Source organism: Deltaproteobacteria bacterium (assembly GCA_021737785.1).
Classification (GTDB): domain Bacteria; phylum Desulfobacterota; class DSM-4660; order Desulfatiglandales; family Desulfatiglandaceae; genus AUK324.
Genome location: JAIPDI010000011.1, coordinates 25,836 through 40,687, shown reverse-complemented (window position 1 = coordinate 40,687; position 14,852 = coordinate 25,836). Strand labels below are relative to the sequence as shown.

Below are 14,852 nucleotides of genomic sequence, written 5' to 3'. Positions count from 1 at the left end.
GCTTATCAACCGGCATCCAACAACAGTATCCTGAATCCAACATCCCGCATCATGTCTTGGACACAAGCGTTCCGGGCCGGATGCCCTTTTCGCCGAATTTGTCACAGATCCGGTCCAGGGCCGTGTTCAATTCCTTTCGCTTGAGGGATGCCCTATCCCGGCTGAAGAGAGAAAGTTGAGGATCGTCTTCAGGGGAGGTCAGCTGGCTCAGGGAGACGCCGATAAGGCGTATGGGCCTTCTACCCACCTCGGTTTTTCCGAGTAGACGGCAGGCCGCGGCATATATCTCTGCGCTGTCATCCACCGGTTCAGGAAGGGTTAAGGCCCGGGTAATCTGTTTAAAATCGGCGTATTTCACCTTCAGCGAAACGGTCTGTCCTCTGACGCCCGCGCGACGCATCCGGCGGGCGACCCTCCCTGCCAGGGAGAGGATCTCTCCCTTGGCCTTGTCCGGGTCCAGGATATCCTTGTCAAAGGTCTCCTCATGGCCGATGGATTTTACTTCACGCTCAGGGGTCACCTCCCGATCATCCATCCCCATGGCGAGATAATGCATGGCGACGCCGTGCCGCCCCAAGGTTTTCTCCAGTATAGAGATGGATATCTTCCTTAGGTCCTGAAATGTCTGCACCCCCAGCCGGTCCAGGACCTGTTGCGTGGCCTTTCCTACCCCCCACATCTTATTCACAGGCAAGGGATCCAGGAATTCTCTGATCCTCTCCGGAGACACGACGGTCAATCCGTCGGGCTTATCCATGTCAGAGGCGATCTTGGCGACAAATTTGGTAGGGGCCACACCCGCCGAGACCGTTAGGCCGGTCTCCTTAAGTACCTTCTGCTTGATCTTTAAGGCGATTTCCTGCGGCAGACCCGCGAGCCGCTCTGCACCGGTAACATCCAGGAAGGCTTCGTCTATGGAGAGCGGTTCCACCAACGGGGTGAAACAGCGGAAGATTTCGAATATCTGTGTGGAGATCTCTTTGTATCGCGACATCCTGACTGGAAGAAAGATTCCATGAGGGCAGAGACGCATGGCGGTGGCCATCGGCTGGGCAGAATGGACGCCGAATTTCCTGGCCTCATAAGAGGCGGACGACACCACGCCCCTTTCTCTGCCGCCCCCCACAATGACGGGTTTCCCCTTCAAATCAGGACAATCCCGCATCTCCACAGCCGGATAAAAGGCATCCATATCTAAATGGATGATGGATTTGTCTCTTGTCTCAGGTCCCATATCCGGGAATGCCGCTTCACTTTCTTATCTGGGGTTCGAGGGATCTTCCGCTGCGCCGAAAATCGGAGGTCAGAAAACCCTCATCCCGATCGTCCTGTTCATCCACCCATCCGGTTTCAAATTCTCAAGCGCCAAACCATCAGCCATCAGCTGTCAGCCATCCCATCACGGCCGTTCAGATAACAATACCCTGATCTCCAGTTGACGGCCACCCCTTACAATATGAAGCGTCAGGGTCTCTCCCACCCGCATCCCATTGATCTGTTCGACCAATTGTTCCATCCCTCTGACTGGATGATCATTGATGGCGGTGATGATGTCGCCCCCTAAATGAAACCGGACCCCGCCGATGGCCACCTCCCGATTTCCACCCCTCAGGCCTGCCTGATCAGCAGGTCCTCCGCGGATGACCTGAACCACCAGGACACCTTCCTGCACACTGAGGCCAAGACCTTTTGAGATATCGTTCGTGATGGAGATACCCGAAATACCGAGCCATGGCCTCGCCACCCTCCCCGAGGTAATCAATTGGGTGGCAACCTCCTTTGCCAGATTAATGGGTATGGCGAAACCGATCCCCTGGTATCCGCCGGAGAGGCTGAAAATAGCCGTGTTGACCCCGATGACATCTCCGTTGGAATTCAGGAGGGGGCCCCCTGAATTTCCCGGATTGATGGCCGCATCGGTCTGTATCAGGTCGTCCATCTGGGTGCCCTCGCCTGTCCGGATGCTCCGGTGAAGGGCGCTGACAATCCCGGTGGTGAGGGTATGGGTCAGCCCGAAGGGATTTCCGATGGCAATCGCCTTCTGCCCCGGGCGGATACCATCGGAATCCGCCAACCGGGCCACGGCGTGGACCTCCCGGGAGGGGATCCGGATGACCGCCAGGTCGGAAGCCGGATCCCGGCCCACCAGGGTAGCCTGGATCTTTTTTCCATCGGCCATGGTGACCGTGATGTTCTGGGCATTGGCAACCACATGATTGTTGGTCATGATATAGCCCCGGTTGTCGATGACAAAACCGGAGCCCTGCCCCTGCTGTGGAATGACCTCCATCCAGAAATTCATGCCGAGGGTGGTGGTGGCGATGTTAACCACTGCCGGATGGACCGTTTCAAAGACATCGATATTAATCTTCTCGTCCGCAGAGACCACCACTGGCCTGGATTGCCCACCGGAATCAGGGACATTATAGTCGAGGGATTGCGCGGTCGGCCGTGAATCGAAAATACGAGAGGGGTCATCCTTCTTGAACCACAGAAAGGCCAAAAGGATAATTACCCCTATCAATATGTATTTGGCTTTGTCACTTGTCATCGAAACTGGAAACCCTGGGAGAACTCAGATCCTGGGCCATTTGTCCGTAGCTCCTCTGGAACGTGCGAAGAAGTTTGCCCGTGGGAGTCCAAGACACTTCCGGGCCTCAGTACACGTTGGCATAAATGCGATGACGTACCCTGCCACCCTGGATCCCGGCTCCCGTATCGGAGTCCGGGACAAGCTTCGCCGGGACGACAAGAGGTCATTATTGCCGGTCATTCCTGCAAAGGCAGGAATCCAGGCAAGCGAATATCAAAATACGATCCAATTGAGCAATACGTCACCGAACTTATGACCCAGAGCACTTAGGTGAAACCTGTTTGCTTGCGGCCGCCAGGCCGCCTTGTCGCTGAACGCTTTTTTCGCCGGGTCCATTTCCACGATTACATTTCCAACATCTTTCCGTCAACTCAAATCCCGCCCCTTTTCCCTTCTTTGCTTTTTTCTCTGAAGTTCTAGACCGAGATTCCGTCGGGATAATTCCAAAGCGGATAACCGCAACCAAAACGGCTGTGTGCTGTCCCGTCATTCCGGCATGCCCTTAGCCGGAATCCAGTCCGCCGCATTTCTGGATTCCGGCCGGAATCGTGCCGAAAGATGAAAGGCCAAGCGTGCAGTATACCCCACCGGTGAAAGCATTTAGAATAGTAACAATTTTGTATTAAAATTATCCATAGAATACAAAAATGTTTTTGACGCTTATCGCTCAATTCCTCCTCAGGCCCATAACTCATTGATATTGCAATCTTTATAAATTGGAAGGTCCATGGCATATATGTTGCTTTTCCTATTTAAAAAAAATCTAGGAGGGATCAGAGGATGGATACTGGAGACACCGCTTTTGTATTGATGTCGGCAGCCTTGGTGATGTTCATGACGCCGGGCCTTGCCCTTTTCTATGGAGGGATGGTGCGCCACAAAAACGTACTGGGGACCCTTATGCAAAGCTTTATTCTTCTGGGCCTGATTACGTTGGAGTGGGTACTGTGGGGATATTCTCTCTCGTTTGGAACAGACCATGCCGGCCTCATCGGCGGACTGGAATGGTTGGGACTGAACGGCGTGGGCATGACCCCCAGCCCTGACTATGGGACCACAATCCCGCATCTTGCCTTCATGATATTCCAGTGCATGTTTGCCATCATCACCGTGGGGTTGATTACCGGGGCCGTTGCAGAACGGATGAAATTCAGCGCATTTCTCCTCTTCGCCCTCCTGTGGAGCACCTTTGTCTACAATCCCCTCGCCCACTGGGTTTGGGGGGTCGGGGGATGGATGGGCCGCATGGGGGCGCTCGACTTTGCCGGAGGAACCGTGGTGCATATCAGTTCAGGCGCATCGGCCCTTGCTGCAGCCCTGATTATCGGAAGGCGATACGGCTATGGGACCACCGCCTATATCCCCCATAACCTCCCCATGACCATCACCGGCGCGGCGATCCTCTGGTTCGGGTGGTTCGGGTTTAATGCAGGGAGCGCCCTTGCCTGTGACGGACTGGCGGTCAATGCCTTCGTGGTTACCCATGTGGCCTCCGGGGTTGCGGCCCTGACCTGGATATTCATGGAATGGCGCCACAGGGGGGAACCCACCACCCTGGGGGCAGCCAGCGGCGCGGTGGCAGGGCTGGTGGCCATTACGCCGGCCTCCGGATTCGTAAGTCCCATGTCGGCCGTCGTCATCGGCGGCGTGGCAGGGGTCATCTGCTATGGCGGCATACTCCTGAAGGCGAGGCTGGGATACGATGATTCTTTGGATGTGGTCGGCATTCACGGCGTCGGAGGGACCTGGGGGGCACTGGCCACCGGCCTCTTTGCCAGCACTGCGATCAATCCCAACGCCGCCGACGGCCTCTTCTTCGGCAATCCCGTGCAGCTCTGGATCCAATTTATCTCGGTCATCGCCTCCATGGCCTTTGCATTTGTCATGACGCTGGTCATCCTCAAGGCCGTCGATGCAATCATCGGCCTTCGGGTGAGTGAAGAAGAAGAGATCAAGGGATTGGACAACAGTCTGCACAATGAGACGGGATACAGCTTTTAAAAAAGGGGAATTCAGGAATTGAGGAATTGAGGAATTGAAGAATTTGGGCATCGGGGAATTAAGGAATGCTGCGTAATCTGTGGATAGGATCAAGGAGTGAATACCATGAAAAAAATAGAAGCCGTTATCAAACCGTTTAAATTGGATGATGTGAAGGATGGGCTGACCAGTATCGGGGTCAGGGGGCTCACCGTCAGTGAGGTCAAAGGGTTCGGCCGTCAAAGGGGGCACAAAGAGGTCTACCGGGGGGCGGAATATCAGGTGGACTTTGTGTCCAAGGTCAAGATCGAGGTGGTCATGGAGGCGAGTCTGGTGCCGGAGGCGGTCAAGATGATCCAGGAAAGAGCCCGGACAGGGCAGATCGGTGACGGCAAGGTCTTTGTGTATCCGGTGGAGGAGGTCCTCCGCATCCGTACGGGGGAGACCGGAAAAGAGGCGATTTAACCGGGTGCCGGATACCGGATACGGGTCGCGGTCGAAGCGAAACGCAGATCTCGGCAACAGCGGGACCAAATTCTGGTTGATAGCCCATCGCTCATGGCTGATAGCTGATGTCGAATGGCAACGCCTGGGACTTTCATCTCTGTGCCTGCATCCACATGAGATAAATCAACAATCATCAATCATCAATTGAAATGTCCGCTTTTGAAGAACTCAAGGAGTCCAGAACCCGGCTGATCTCACGCCTCCCTTCGTCCAGGGAAATGGGCGACCTGCAGGCGTGGCATACCGAGATTGTGGACCAGTACTTCCGCTCAAGTCTTGTGGAGAGCGGGGCTGGACAGCGACTGTTCTCCAACAAGACCCCGTTCGCCCTCTTGGCTGTAGGCGGCTACGGCAGAAAAGAACTCTCGCTCCATTCGGATGTGGACGTCCTGATCCTGTTCGGCTCCCACATCCCGGAACTGGCCAAGGGATTGACAGAGGAGATCCTCTATCCCCTCTGGGACCTGGGCCTTGATCTCGGATATGGGACCCGCACCATCAAGGATTGCCTCAGACTTTCAAAAGACGATTTCGAGGTCCTCACATCCATGATGGATGCCCGCTTTCTGTGCGGTGACTCGCCGCTTTTTCTGGATCTCATGGCCGGTATTCAAAAAAAGGTCGTTGCAAAAAGGAGGACCGCCTTTGCCAGATGGCTGGAAGACTTGCATCAGATCCGTATGGAAAACAACGGGGATGCCAGCGTGGTCCTGGAGCCCGATCTGAAAGAGGGTATCGGAGGGTTGAGGGACTATCATCACATCCTCTGGATCGCCAAGGCCTTTTTTCAACTGATGACGCCAAGAGACCTGGAATACACGGGCAAGCTCTCCCATAATGAATACCTGGGATTGCGGCATGATCTGACATTGATCTGGCTCGTTCGAAACCATCTCCATCAATTATCAGGAAGGAAAAACGACCGGCTCAACTTTGAATACCAGGAAAAGACCGCCCCGAGACTCGGCTACCGGGATCACAGGGACCTGTTGGCGGTGGAACAGTTCATGGGGGATCTCCATGCCGCCATGGCCTCTGTCAAGGCCTTGAACCGCGCCTTTGTCAGGGCCCATCTCCCCAGAGAGAGAGGCCTGTGGAAAAGGGTTGAACCCGTGGAGGTCGCAGAGGGCCTTCATGTCCACCAGGGGGAAATCGGCTTCGACTCAGCCACCGCAATATTGACCAAGCCCCTCCTTCTCATGACCCTGTTTGAAGAGAGTTCGCGAACCGGGTGCCCCCTCTCCCTGGAGGCGCGCAGACTGGTTTCAGAGTTTCTGTCCCTTGTGGATGAGGGTTTCAGACGATCGAAAGAGGCGGTCAGGGGGTTCCTCAAGATTATTAACGGCCGTCATACCTTTGAGGTCCTGATCCAGATGCAGGAGCTCGGTTTCCTGTCGGCCTTTGTCCCTGAATTTGCCCGGATCGCCGACCGGGTGCAATTTGACGCCTACCACACCTTTCCGGTCGGCCGGCATTCCCTCGAAACCGTCAGGCATCTCAAGGGCATCCATGGGGAGAAGGAGATATTCCTTCTGGATATTCTTCTGGAAATCCCGGATCCCGAGCCGCTCCTTTTGGCCGGTCTCTTTCATGACATCGGCAAGATCGGAAAGGAACACGCGGTAAGGGGGGCGGAGATTGCCCGCAGGATCATGAAACGGTTCCGGTATCCCGGTGAAGCGACCGAGGAGGTCCTCTTTCTGATCCGGCATCATCTCCTCCTGGTGGAGACCGCCACCCGCAGGGATCTCGGCGATGAAAAATCCGTTGTCCACTGTGCGCGGTTGATCGGAAGCCCTGAGAGGCTCCGAATGCTCTACCTCCTCACATGGGCCGATTCCAGGGCAACCGGGCCCCGTGCCTGGAACGACTGGATCGCCAATCTGGTGCAGGAACTCTTTTTTAAGGTCCTCAACATCCTTGAGAGGGGAGAGCTGGCAACCCCGAACGCCTCGGAAAAGGTCCGGGAGACCATGGATCAGGTTCGTCGAGAGCCGGCCCTGCTGGACAAGGGCGTGGACCCGGACCCTTACTTTGAGGTGATGTCTCCGAGGTACCTCCTGAACAGTACGCCCCGGGACATTGTCCGGCATATTGAAATGGTCCTGGGGATGAGGGACAGGGCGAACAAACATACGGGATATCCTTTCTTCTTGGAGGCCAGGGAGAACCCTGTGGAGGATTGCTCGGTCATCACCTTTCTGGCAGAGGACAGGCCCGGGCTCTTCGCGGACATGGCGGGCGTGCTGGCCTTAAACAGCGTCAATATCCTTTCCGCCGATATCTACACCTGGAGAGACGGGACCGCAGTGGATATCTTCAAGGCAACCCAACCCCTCGACACGATCCACCCGGAAGCTACCTGGGACAAGGTGAGACTCGACCTGGAGCGTACGTTCGAGGGGAAGCTCTCCCTGGCCTACCGCCTGGGCCAGAAGCGGGCGTCATCTGTTCTGTCGAATCATGAAAAGCCCTCCCGACCCCCTCAGGTCGTCATCGACAACAGGTCTTCTGATTTTTTCACCTTGATCGAGGTGTTTGCCGATGACCGGGTGGGGCTCCTGCACCTGATTACCAAGACCCTGTTCGATCTCCGCCTGGATATCCGGATCGCCAAGATCGCCACAAAGGGCGATCAGATCGCGGATGTATTCTATGTACGTGATCTGGAAGGGCAGAAGATCGCGGATGAGGCGCATTTGAGGGAGATTGAGGGCGCACTGCGGTATGAACTCCGCTGACCACGCCGGCAATTCTTGGGATGGAAAAACAGCCGTGCGGGAGCGGCTTCCCCCTTGAAGACGGGATCTGCCACCAGCCGCAAAACGTCCTGGCAAGATGCCGCTCACACAGCCTTTTGACCCCATGTCTGCCTCAGAAACCAAGCCTGGGTCTTGATTATTCAGATGGTTTGCTTTATGAAGGGGGTTAAATAGTGCTTGAATGAAAACCCCGTTCAGGCACTAATTGAATATTCAAGAATTGAAAATTGAAAATTGATGGAACAAAATTTACATTAACAGAACCTCTTCTCATATTTCACTGTTTCTTGATTTTCCGGGTTTCCTTCAGGCACTAAATACATCCTATCGAGGAAAAATTCGGCGGCCGAACAGCTCAAAACCCTTGACATGGGATGAGGGGATAGAAAGGAAATTGGCTATGAACGACGCTCCACAGAAGGTCACTGGTCTCAAAAAGGTAATGATAGAGGTTGAGGCAGGAACAGCGGAAAATGAGATGGATTTAACCTCCGGGCCCCAATTGTACGAACTGGTGACAGGGATCGGCACAGGGGGATTCACCCCTTTTGAATATGCCCTGCTGGATAAACACCCCGGAGATATCATCCAGTTGAAGGTCCGTACCCTGGGGAGGGAGGAGATGTTCGGCCATATCCATATGCCGCTTCCGCCATCGGCCATGGCCCTTGATTCGTTCTTTTTGAATGTCACGGTGAAGCAGATCGATGACGTCGATCAGACCGGTCTGGTCCAAGCCATGGCAGGCGCGATCAAATGCTGCGACGGGGATTGCTGCGGGCATCATTGATGCAGATCCGAGACCCGCCGTGTTCAACGCTGCCCGAGGAATGCCTCGATCCGGTCCAGACCTTCTTTTATGTTCTCGAGGGAATTGGCATAGGAAAACCGCAGAAACCCTTCGGCATTCTGCCCGAAATCAACCCCCGGAGACACACCGACCCCGACCTTTTCGAGGATCTCAAAGGCCAGATCATAGGAGCTTTCCGTAAGGTGTCTGGCATTGGCCAGCATGTAAAAGGCCCCTGCCGGCTCCACCTTGAGACCGAACCCCAGTCCCCGGACCCGCTGGATCATGTACCTGCGCCGCTCATCATAGACCGCCTTCATCCGCTCCACATCCGGCCCCGCCTTGGTGAGGGCCGCGATGCCCGCCCATTGGGAGACGCTCCCGGCCGAGATATAGAAATTCTGCTGCATCTTCTGCAAGGGCCGGACAAAGTTCCTGGGAGCGATGAGATACCCCAGACGCCATCCGGTCATGGCATAGAGCTTGGAAAATCCGTTCAATACAAAGGCATTGTCCGTAAACTCAAGGATGGAATGTTCCTTTTCTCCATACACCAGGCCGTGATAGATCTCATCGGATATCACGGGAGGGCCCAGGCCGGCAATCTCCGCCATCCGATCGGCCGACAGGAGATTGCCGGTGGGATTCGAGGGGGAGTTGATGAGAACGGCCCTTGTCTTTGGCCCGATCTTTTTCCGGATCTCCTCAGGCCGAAGTTGAAACCCCTCTTCCTCTTCCGCCCGGATCGGGACGGCCCGGCCGCCCAGGAAGGCTGCAAAGTTGGGATAGCAGGGATAGTGCGGGTCAGACATGAGGATCTCATCGCCCGTCTCCAGGAGGGCGGCGAATATCAGAAAAAGGGCGGGAGAAGTGCCTGACGAGACGAGGATTCGGTCGGGTTCAACCGTGACACCGTATTTTTCAAGATAATGGGCACAGATCGCCTCCCGCAGCTCGATGAGGCCGAGGCTGTGGGTATAATGGGTTTCTCCCTTGCGAATGGCCTCGCACGCCGCATCGCAGATGCACGCGGGGGTGGGGAAATCCGGCTCGCCGATCTCAAGATGGATGATATGCCGTCCCTCCCTTTCCAGCGCATGGGCCCGTTCAAGGATGTCCATCACGATAAAGGGGGGGATCTCACTGGCTTTTTTTGTTATTCTATCCATCAGATCACCTTATTCAGGGAATACTCAATGATCCCCTGGGCCCCGGCACTCATGAGCTGCGGGATCAGATCCCGAACCACCCTTGCATCGACAACGGTCTCCACCGATACCCAGTCGGAATTGTACAACCCGGCCACGGTGGGGGCATTCAGACTCGGAAGGATACGGATGACCTCCTCCACATGTTCCCGGGGCAGATTCATCTTGAGGGCCACCATGTTCTCCGCCCGAAGGGCGCCCTTGAGCAGGAGAATGACCTGCCCGATCTTGGCCTTTTTCCAGGGATCCTGGTAGGCGGTCCGATTGGCGATCAACTGGGTGTTGGTCTCCATCAGGTCGTAGAGGATCTTGAGGCCGTGGGCCTTGATGGTGCTCCCGGTCTCCGTCACCTCGACAATGGCATCCGCAAGGCCCGAAACCACCTTTGCCTCGGTGGCCCCCCATGAGAACTCCACCTTCACGTCGATATGTCTCTCCGCAAAAAACCGCTTCGTGAAATGGACCAGTTCGGTGGCGATCTTCTTCCCCTTAAGATCTTCCAGCCGCTCAATCCGGGAGTCGGCCGGCACGGCCAGGACCCATCGGGCGGGCTTCTGGCTGACCTTGGAGTAGACCAGGTCGTCCACCATCACCACGTCGGATTCGTTTTCCTCTATCCAGTCCCTTCCGGTCAGCCCCGCATCCAGCGTGCCGTTTTCAACATACCTGGACATCTCCTGGGCCCGGCAGATGGCGCATTCGATTTCTTCATCATTAATATCCGGAAAATAGCTCCGGCCATTTACATTGATCCGCCACCCTGATTTTTCAAAGAGATGAATCGTTGCATTCTGCAGGCTCCCCTTGGGGATGCCGAATTTCAATCTGTTCATTTCCCGTATACCTTTTCCGGATCAAATATTTTTTTCCCGACCACGATGACGCTGCCGTCACGCGCCACCCGCTGATGAAAGCAGGTCTCACGGCCCGTATGGCAGGCGGCCCCACCGATCTGGTCCACCCTGAAGAGGACCGTGTCATTGTCGCAGTCCGCATAAACCTCCCTGATTTTCTGAACATGGCCCGAGGTGCCCCCCTTGTGCCAGATCTCCTGGCGCGTGCGGCTCCAGTAATGGGCCTCTCCGCTGTCCAATGTCTTTTGCCATGCGGCTTCGTTAATATAGGCGAGCATCAACACCTTCCCGGTTTCAAAGTCCTGTGCAATGGCCGGCAACAGGCCTCCGCCTTTGGCAAAATCCAGCCTGATGGGGCTTTCTTTCTTTTCAACCATGATACACCTTTCCCAATCATATTTTTTTTAATCTAACAAATTAACACAGCCCGGAAAAATATCAAGATAATTTCCGAACCTGCCCGCCCAAATGGATCCTCCTGTCCGATATCCGACCAAGGGCTTTGTGCTTTGACAGAGGGCATTCGATATTCTATACTGCGCGGGCTGAACCGTTGACCAAAGCATGGGACTATCGCTACAAATTTTGCAGTCGATCATCTGGAGGAGCATATGGAAATAAAGAATACCGGCAGGGAAAAGGATCGTTTCATCATTGCCGTCAGCGGAAGGATGGATGCGGTAACGGCCTCGGAATTTGAAACCCGCCTGTTGGAATGGATTAACAGCGGGGAGATCCATCTCATCGTTGATTTGGGGGAACTTGAATATATCAGCAGCGCAGGGCTTCGAAGCATCCTGACCATTGCCAAGAAGCTGAAGGCGAAACAGGGGGAAATCGTGCTTTGCTCCCTTCGTGATACGGTCAAAGAGGTATTCGAAATCTCCGGATTCAGCACGATCATTCCAATCTGCGAATCCGCAGACGCCGCCATCAAAGAGATATAGCGCGCTGAACAGACGGACCTTCAAGGAAGGGGATTATCCGATGCCAGAGATATTCTCGCCGGCCAGGATAGAGCATCTGAAACGGCTGATCCAGTTTGTGGCCGGTCATGCGGAAACGGCCGGATTTGCGATCCATCGGATCAAGGAGATAGAGTTGGCCGCTGAGGAGGTCCTCGTCAATATCTTCAACTATGCCTATCCCGACATGGCGGGAGATGTTTCGATTACGTGTCGGGCAGAGAATGGCAGACTGATACTGGAATTTTCCGACACAGGGGTTCCCTTCAATATCCTGGATGTTCCGGCCCCGGATGTCACCGCAGATATCCATAACAGACGCGTGGGGGGGTTGGGCGTGTTTTTGGTAAAAGAGATGTCAGACGAGGCCTGGTATCGGCGGGAAGGAGACCGCAATATCCTGAGGTTGATCTTTCATAAACATCTCCAGGGGGCTGAGGGACAGGAGCGCACCGGCGAAGTTCAAAAAATAGAGAGGAGAGTGGTGCAACATGGCCGCGATAGAATTCGAACTGGATGACGGGGTAGCGGTGTTGACCATGAATGACGGGGAGAATCGGTTTAATCTGCCCTTTCTGAAGGCATTTCTCCACGCACTGGATCAAATCGAGGATACCGACGCCCGTGCGCTGGTAGTGACCGCTTCCCATGAAAAGATATTCTCCAATGGGATCGACCTGGACTGGCTGATGCCTTACATCAAAAAAGGCGACCGGGATATTGCCACAGATTTCTTTTATGCCATGAACCGTCTCTTCAAGCGGATCCTCCTCTACCCGATGCCGACCATTGCGGCCATATCGGGTCATGCCTTTGCAGGGGGCGCCATTATGAGCTGTGCCTTTGATTTTCGATTCATGCGCTCTGATCGGGGCTTCTTCTGCTTTCCCGAGGTCGATCTGGGGATCCCGTTCCTTCCAGGGATGATCGCGCTCATCAGTAAGGCCATCCCCCGGTACAAGATGGAGGAACTTCATTATACAGGGAAGAGGGCAACGGCCGAGGAGTGCGAGGCCCATCACATCATCACCAGGGCATGCCACATAGATGACCTCATGAACGAGGCCCTTTCCTTTGCAAAGGGATTCAACAAGCGGAGAGAGGTGATTGCCGAGATGAAACAGCGGATGTACCTCGATATTGTCCATGCATTCGATATAAAGGATCCGCCGGTGATTTCCTCGGGCATGTTTTACGTATGAGGGGTGGAACGACCCTGCAGCCAAAGCGCTGTGGCCTTGAGGAGATCGTTGTTTTCCTTGGCAAGCCCTTCAAAAAACGAGAGCACCTCCCTGATCGATCCGCCCTTTGCCTTCAGTACCGATTCAAAGAGATCAAAATGGCGGTGATACAGACCCACTGCCTGTAGGTACGCATTGTTGAGAGGCGCCTGGCCGAACCGGGAAAAGCGATCTGTCTTGAATTCTGTTGAAAGGCCTTTGAAGGTTTCCAGGGCGTTTGAAAAAATGGCTTTCCGCCGGGTCAGTTTTTCTTCATAGCTCAGGGATGATCCATAAAGAAATTCCAGCTTATCCATCAACCCATTCAGAAATCCGGAGAAGCGTCGTTCATCGTCCAAGGACGCCTTTGCCTTCCGGGTAAATGGATGTAACGGTCCGAAGGTGTGTTCGAAAAAGTGAACCGCGCCCACCTTGCCTACCAGGACTGCCAGACCTTCGTTGAATGGGCTCTGTCCCTTGAGATAGAGGGTCGTGTGCGTCATTTCATGGAGGATGATCTCCCCCAGATCGGGGGTGGTCCCCTGGATCAGATTCAGGGTGACAGGGTCCTTAAACCAGCCGAGAGTGCTGTACGCATCTGCAACGCCGATGAACGCATCCAGATCCTGGGCCGCGAGTCGATCCCGCTCCTGCCGGGCCCTTTCCCGGTCAAAAAATCCTAAGTAGGGGATATCCCCCACAAACGGAAACCACCAGGTCTTTTGACAGAGACGGTCTTTGGGAGAGGCAGAGACCGTATAAATGGGGCGTTCGGAAGAGGAGAGATAAACGGTTTCATAATTGTCTGTCTCTTTTAAGCCGAGGTCTTTTTCCCCGAATGCCTTAATCCTGGCAACCAACCGAAGCCGCTCCTGTTCATCAGGAGAGAGGGATCTGTCATTCAAGGCCGCCTGGATGGGGATCGAATCGTTGAGAATATGGAACTGACCCGCGGCTGCATGGAACAGATAGGCGATATCGCATCCCGAGCAGAACAGGATCAGGATGGGGAGGATTCGAATGATGCCGAATATTGTCACGGAGAGATTGGGGCCTCGAGAAGACCAGAGTTCATATTATTGGATTTTCCAAAGAGGTGCGGTCATGCGGTTTTTACGCTCCAAATATAATAGTATCTTGAATCCGACTTACAGATGGGGGTATCCACAATGGTAAACCCGTTGGACTCGATCATCTCCCTGAAATCCGCTGTTGTCGATCGCAGGGTATTTTCCTGAATCAGCAGTGCCCCATCCCTATTCAGAAAGGCGCCGACATCTTCATAAAAACGCCTGTGGACCTTCCAGTCTCTATCCAGGTATATAATTTCAGGGCTTCTTTTTTTGGTGGAGATCGTCTTGAAGTGGGGCGGATTTCCGACCACCAGATCCCATCTCTCAGAAGGCGGTATACGCGTCAGATTATCTGACAAATATACCGTCACCTTGTCTTCAAGTCTATTTAAGCGGATGGTTTTTTCACAGGCCGCTGTTGCCAGTGGATTGATATCCGCCAGGCATAAGGTATCGCAAAGACCGTGGGCCAGGAGGGAAAATCCGATAAAACCCGGGCCCGAACACCATTCAAAGATTCTCGGTCGAGGAGAAAAATTCGTTCTTACAAAATCGATATAATCCTGCCCGAAGCCGGCGCCGCCCCCATCCAGACCTTCGGTGTAATAGACCTTGATCCCATTAAACTCATTATAACGTGTGAATCTCGTGGTTTCACCCATCCCCACTTCCTCATAGGTTATCGTCCCGGGTCGAAATGCTCTTTGAACAGATGTGATTCTCTGAATATCACAAAACACCATCGGCTTCAATAGGCAACGGGCGGCGACTCTTGACAATTTCTTGAAAAGGGAATAATTAAAAGGGATAACACTTTTGGCTCCTGGAAAAACGACAAAAGGTCCGCTGCAGACGGATGCAGGAATCTTCCAAGGCGGGTATGCGTTCCAGGCTGGAGCG

Annotated in this window: 14 protein-coding genes; 7 read left to right on the top strand and 7 right to left on the bottom strand. The window is 54.3% G+C overall.

Going from position 1 to position 14,852, the window contains the following annotated elements; all coding sequences use genetic code 11:
- Window positions 1-49: 49 nt before the first annotated feature.
- Window positions 50-1,234: a DNA polymerase IV gene (dinB, locus tag K9N21_07535; GenBank protein MCF8143754.1), complete on the bottom strand. Its 1,185-nt coding sequence runs from the start codon at window positions 1,232-1,234 to the stop codon at window positions 50-52.
- A 165-nt stretch (window positions 1,235-1,399) separates the two neighbouring features.
- Window positions 1,400-2,551: a trypsin-like peptidase domain-containing protein gene (locus K9N21_07530; protein ID MCF8143753.1), complete on the bottom strand. Its 1,152-nt coding sequence runs from the start codon at window positions 2,549-2,551 to the stop codon at window positions 1,400-1,402.
- Between the two features lie 822 nt (window positions 2,552-3,373).
- Between K9N21_07530 and K9N21_07525 the strand changes: the two genes are divergently transcribed.
- The 4 genes from K9N21_07525 to K9N21_07510 all read left to right on the top strand — a co-directional run bounded on the left by K9N21_07525 (window position 3,374) and on the right by K9N21_07510 (window position 8,632).
- On the top strand, window positions 3,374-4,594 hold the full coding sequence (locus tag K9N21_07525; GenBank protein ID MCF8143752.1) for an ammonium transporter: 1,221 nt from the start codon (window positions 3,374-3,376) through the stop codon (window positions 4,592-4,594).
- A 105-nt stretch (window positions 4,595-4,699) separates the two neighbouring features.
- Window positions 4,700-5,038, top strand: coding sequence for a P-II family nitrogen regulator (locus K9N21_07520; GenBank protein MCF8143751.1), 339 nt, complete (start codon window positions 4,700-4,702; stop codon window positions 5,036-5,038).
- 191 nt (window positions 5,039-5,229) lie between these two features.
- Complete coding sequence (gene glnD / locus K9N21_07515) at window positions 5,230-7,821, top strand: [protein-PII] uridylyltransferase (protein ID MCF8143750.1); 2,592 nt, start codon at window positions 5,230-5,232, stop codon at window positions 7,819-7,821.
- Window positions 7,822-8,242: 421 nt separating this feature from the next.
- Entirely contained in the window at window positions 8,243-8,632 is a 390-nt protein-coding gene (locus K9N21_07510) for a hypothetical protein (GenBank protein ID MCF8143749.1), read from the top strand.
- Between the two features lie 23 nt (window positions 8,633-8,655).
- On the opposite strand, the gene K9N21_07505 is transcribed toward K9N21_07510, so the two are convergent.
- From K9N21_07505 to hisI, 3 genes are read right to left on the bottom strand one after another with little or no spacing between them, the layout of a single operon-like run.
- A complete protein-coding gene (locus tag K9N21_07505; protein ID MCF8143748.1) occupies window positions 8,656-9,801 on the bottom strand; it encodes a pyridoxal phosphate-dependent aminotransferase in 1,146 nt (381 codons plus the stop codon).
- The gene (gene hisG, locus K9N21_07500; GenBank protein ID MCF8143747.1) at window positions 9,801-10,673 is read right to left on the bottom strand and encodes an ATP phosphoribosyltransferase; all 873 of its coding nucleotides are present in this window, start codon (window positions 10,671-10,673) and stop codon (window positions 9,801-9,803) included. Before hisG ends, K9N21_07505 begins: the two co-directional genes overlap by 1 nt.
- The gene (gene hisI, locus K9N21_07495; protein ID MCF8143746.1) at window positions 10,670-11,071 is read right to left on the bottom strand and encodes a phosphoribosyl-AMP cyclohydrolase; all 402 of its coding nucleotides are present in this window, start codon (window positions 11,069-11,071) and stop codon (window positions 10,670-10,672) included. The genes hisG and hisI overlap by 4 nt, the downstream gene beginning before the upstream one ends.
- A gap of 234 nt (window positions 11,072-11,305) precedes the next feature.
- On the opposite strand from hisI, the gene K9N21_07490 reads away from it, so the two are divergent.
- From K9N21_07490 to K9N21_07480, 3 genes are read left to right on the top strand one after another with little or no spacing between them, the layout of a single operon-like run.
- On the top strand, window positions 11,306-11,641 hold the full coding sequence (locus tag K9N21_07490; GenBank protein MCF8143745.1) for an STAS domain-containing protein: 336 nt from the start codon (window positions 11,306-11,308) through the stop codon (window positions 11,639-11,641).
- Window positions 11,642-11,681: 40 nt separating this feature from the next.
- Entirely contained in the window at window positions 11,682-12,179 is a 498-nt protein-coding gene (locus K9N21_07485) for an ATP-binding protein (GenBank protein MCF8143744.1), read from the top strand.
- The gene (locus tag K9N21_07480; GenBank protein MCF8143743.1) at window positions 12,151-12,861 is read left to right on the top strand and encodes an enoyl-CoA hydratase/isomerase family protein; all 711 of its coding nucleotides are present in this window, start codon (window positions 12,151-12,153) and stop codon (window positions 12,859-12,861) included. Before K9N21_07485 ends, K9N21_07480 begins: the two co-directional genes overlap by 29 nt.
- Here K9N21_07480 and K9N21_07475 read toward each other — a convergent pair.
- Both K9N21_07475 and K9N21_07470 read right to left on the bottom strand, forming a co-directional pair.
- A complete protein-coding gene (locus tag K9N21_07475; protein MCF8143742.1) occupies window positions 12,852-13,919 on the bottom strand; it encodes an aminopeptidase in 1,068 nt (355 codons plus the stop codon). The two genes, K9N21_07480 and K9N21_07475, sit on opposite strands and share 10 nt — an antisense overlap.
- A gap of 62 nt (window positions 13,920-13,981) precedes the next feature.
- Entirely contained in the window at window positions 13,982-14,614 is a 633-nt protein-coding gene (locus tag K9N21_07470; protein MCF8143741.1) for a methyltransferase, read from the bottom strand.
- Window positions 14,615-14,852: the final 238 nt, after the last annotated feature.

Bases quoted from the DNA above. Each gene is read 5' to 3' on its own strand.
- dinB (MCF8143754.1), bottom strand. From the start codon at position 1,234: ATGGGACCTGAGACAAGAGACAAATCCATCATCCATTTAGATATGGAT.
- K9N21_07530 (MCF8143753.1), bottom strand. From the start codon at position 2,551: ATGACAAGTGACAAAGCCAAATACATATTGATAGGGGTAATTATCCTT.
- K9N21_07525 (MCF8143752.1), top strand. From the start codon at position 3,374: ATGGATACTGGAGACACCGCTTTTGTATTGATGTCGGCAGCCTTGGTG.
- K9N21_07520 (MCF8143751.1), top strand. From the start codon at position 4,700: ATGAAAAAAATAGAAGCCGTTATCAAACCGTTTAAATTGGATGATGTG.
- glnD (MCF8143750.1), top strand. From the start codon at position 5,230: ATGTCCGCTTTTGAAGAACTCAAGGAGTCCAGAACCCGGCTGATCTCA.
- K9N21_07510 (MCF8143749.1), top strand. From the start codon at position 8,243: ATGAACGACGCTCCACAGAAGGTCACTGGTCTCAAAAAGGTAATGATA.
- K9N21_07505 (MCF8143748.1), bottom strand. From the start codon at position 9,801: ATGGATAGAATAACAAAAAAAGCCAGTGAGATCCCCCCCTTTATCGTG.
- hisG (MCF8143747.1), bottom strand. From the start codon at position 10,673: ATGAACAGATTGAAATTCGGCATCCCCAAGGGGAGCCTGCAGAATGCA.
- hisI (MCF8143746.1), bottom strand. From the start codon at position 11,071: ATGGTTGAAAAGAAAGAAAGCCCCATCAGGCTGGATTTTGCCAAAGGC.
- K9N21_07490 (MCF8143745.1), top strand. From the start codon at position 11,306: ATGGAAATAAAGAATACCGGCAGGGAAAAGGATCGTTTCATCATTGCC.
- K9N21_07485 (MCF8143744.1), top strand. From the start codon at position 11,682: ATGCCAGAGATATTCTCGCCGGCCAGGATAGAGCATCTGAAACGGCTG.
- K9N21_07480 (MCF8143743.1), top strand. From the start codon at position 12,151: ATGGCCGCGATAGAATTCGAACTGGATGACGGGGTAGCGGTGTTGACC.
- K9N21_07470 (MCF8143741.1), bottom strand. From the start codon at position 14,614: ATGGGTGAAACCACGAGATTCACACGTTATAATGAGTTTAATGGGATC.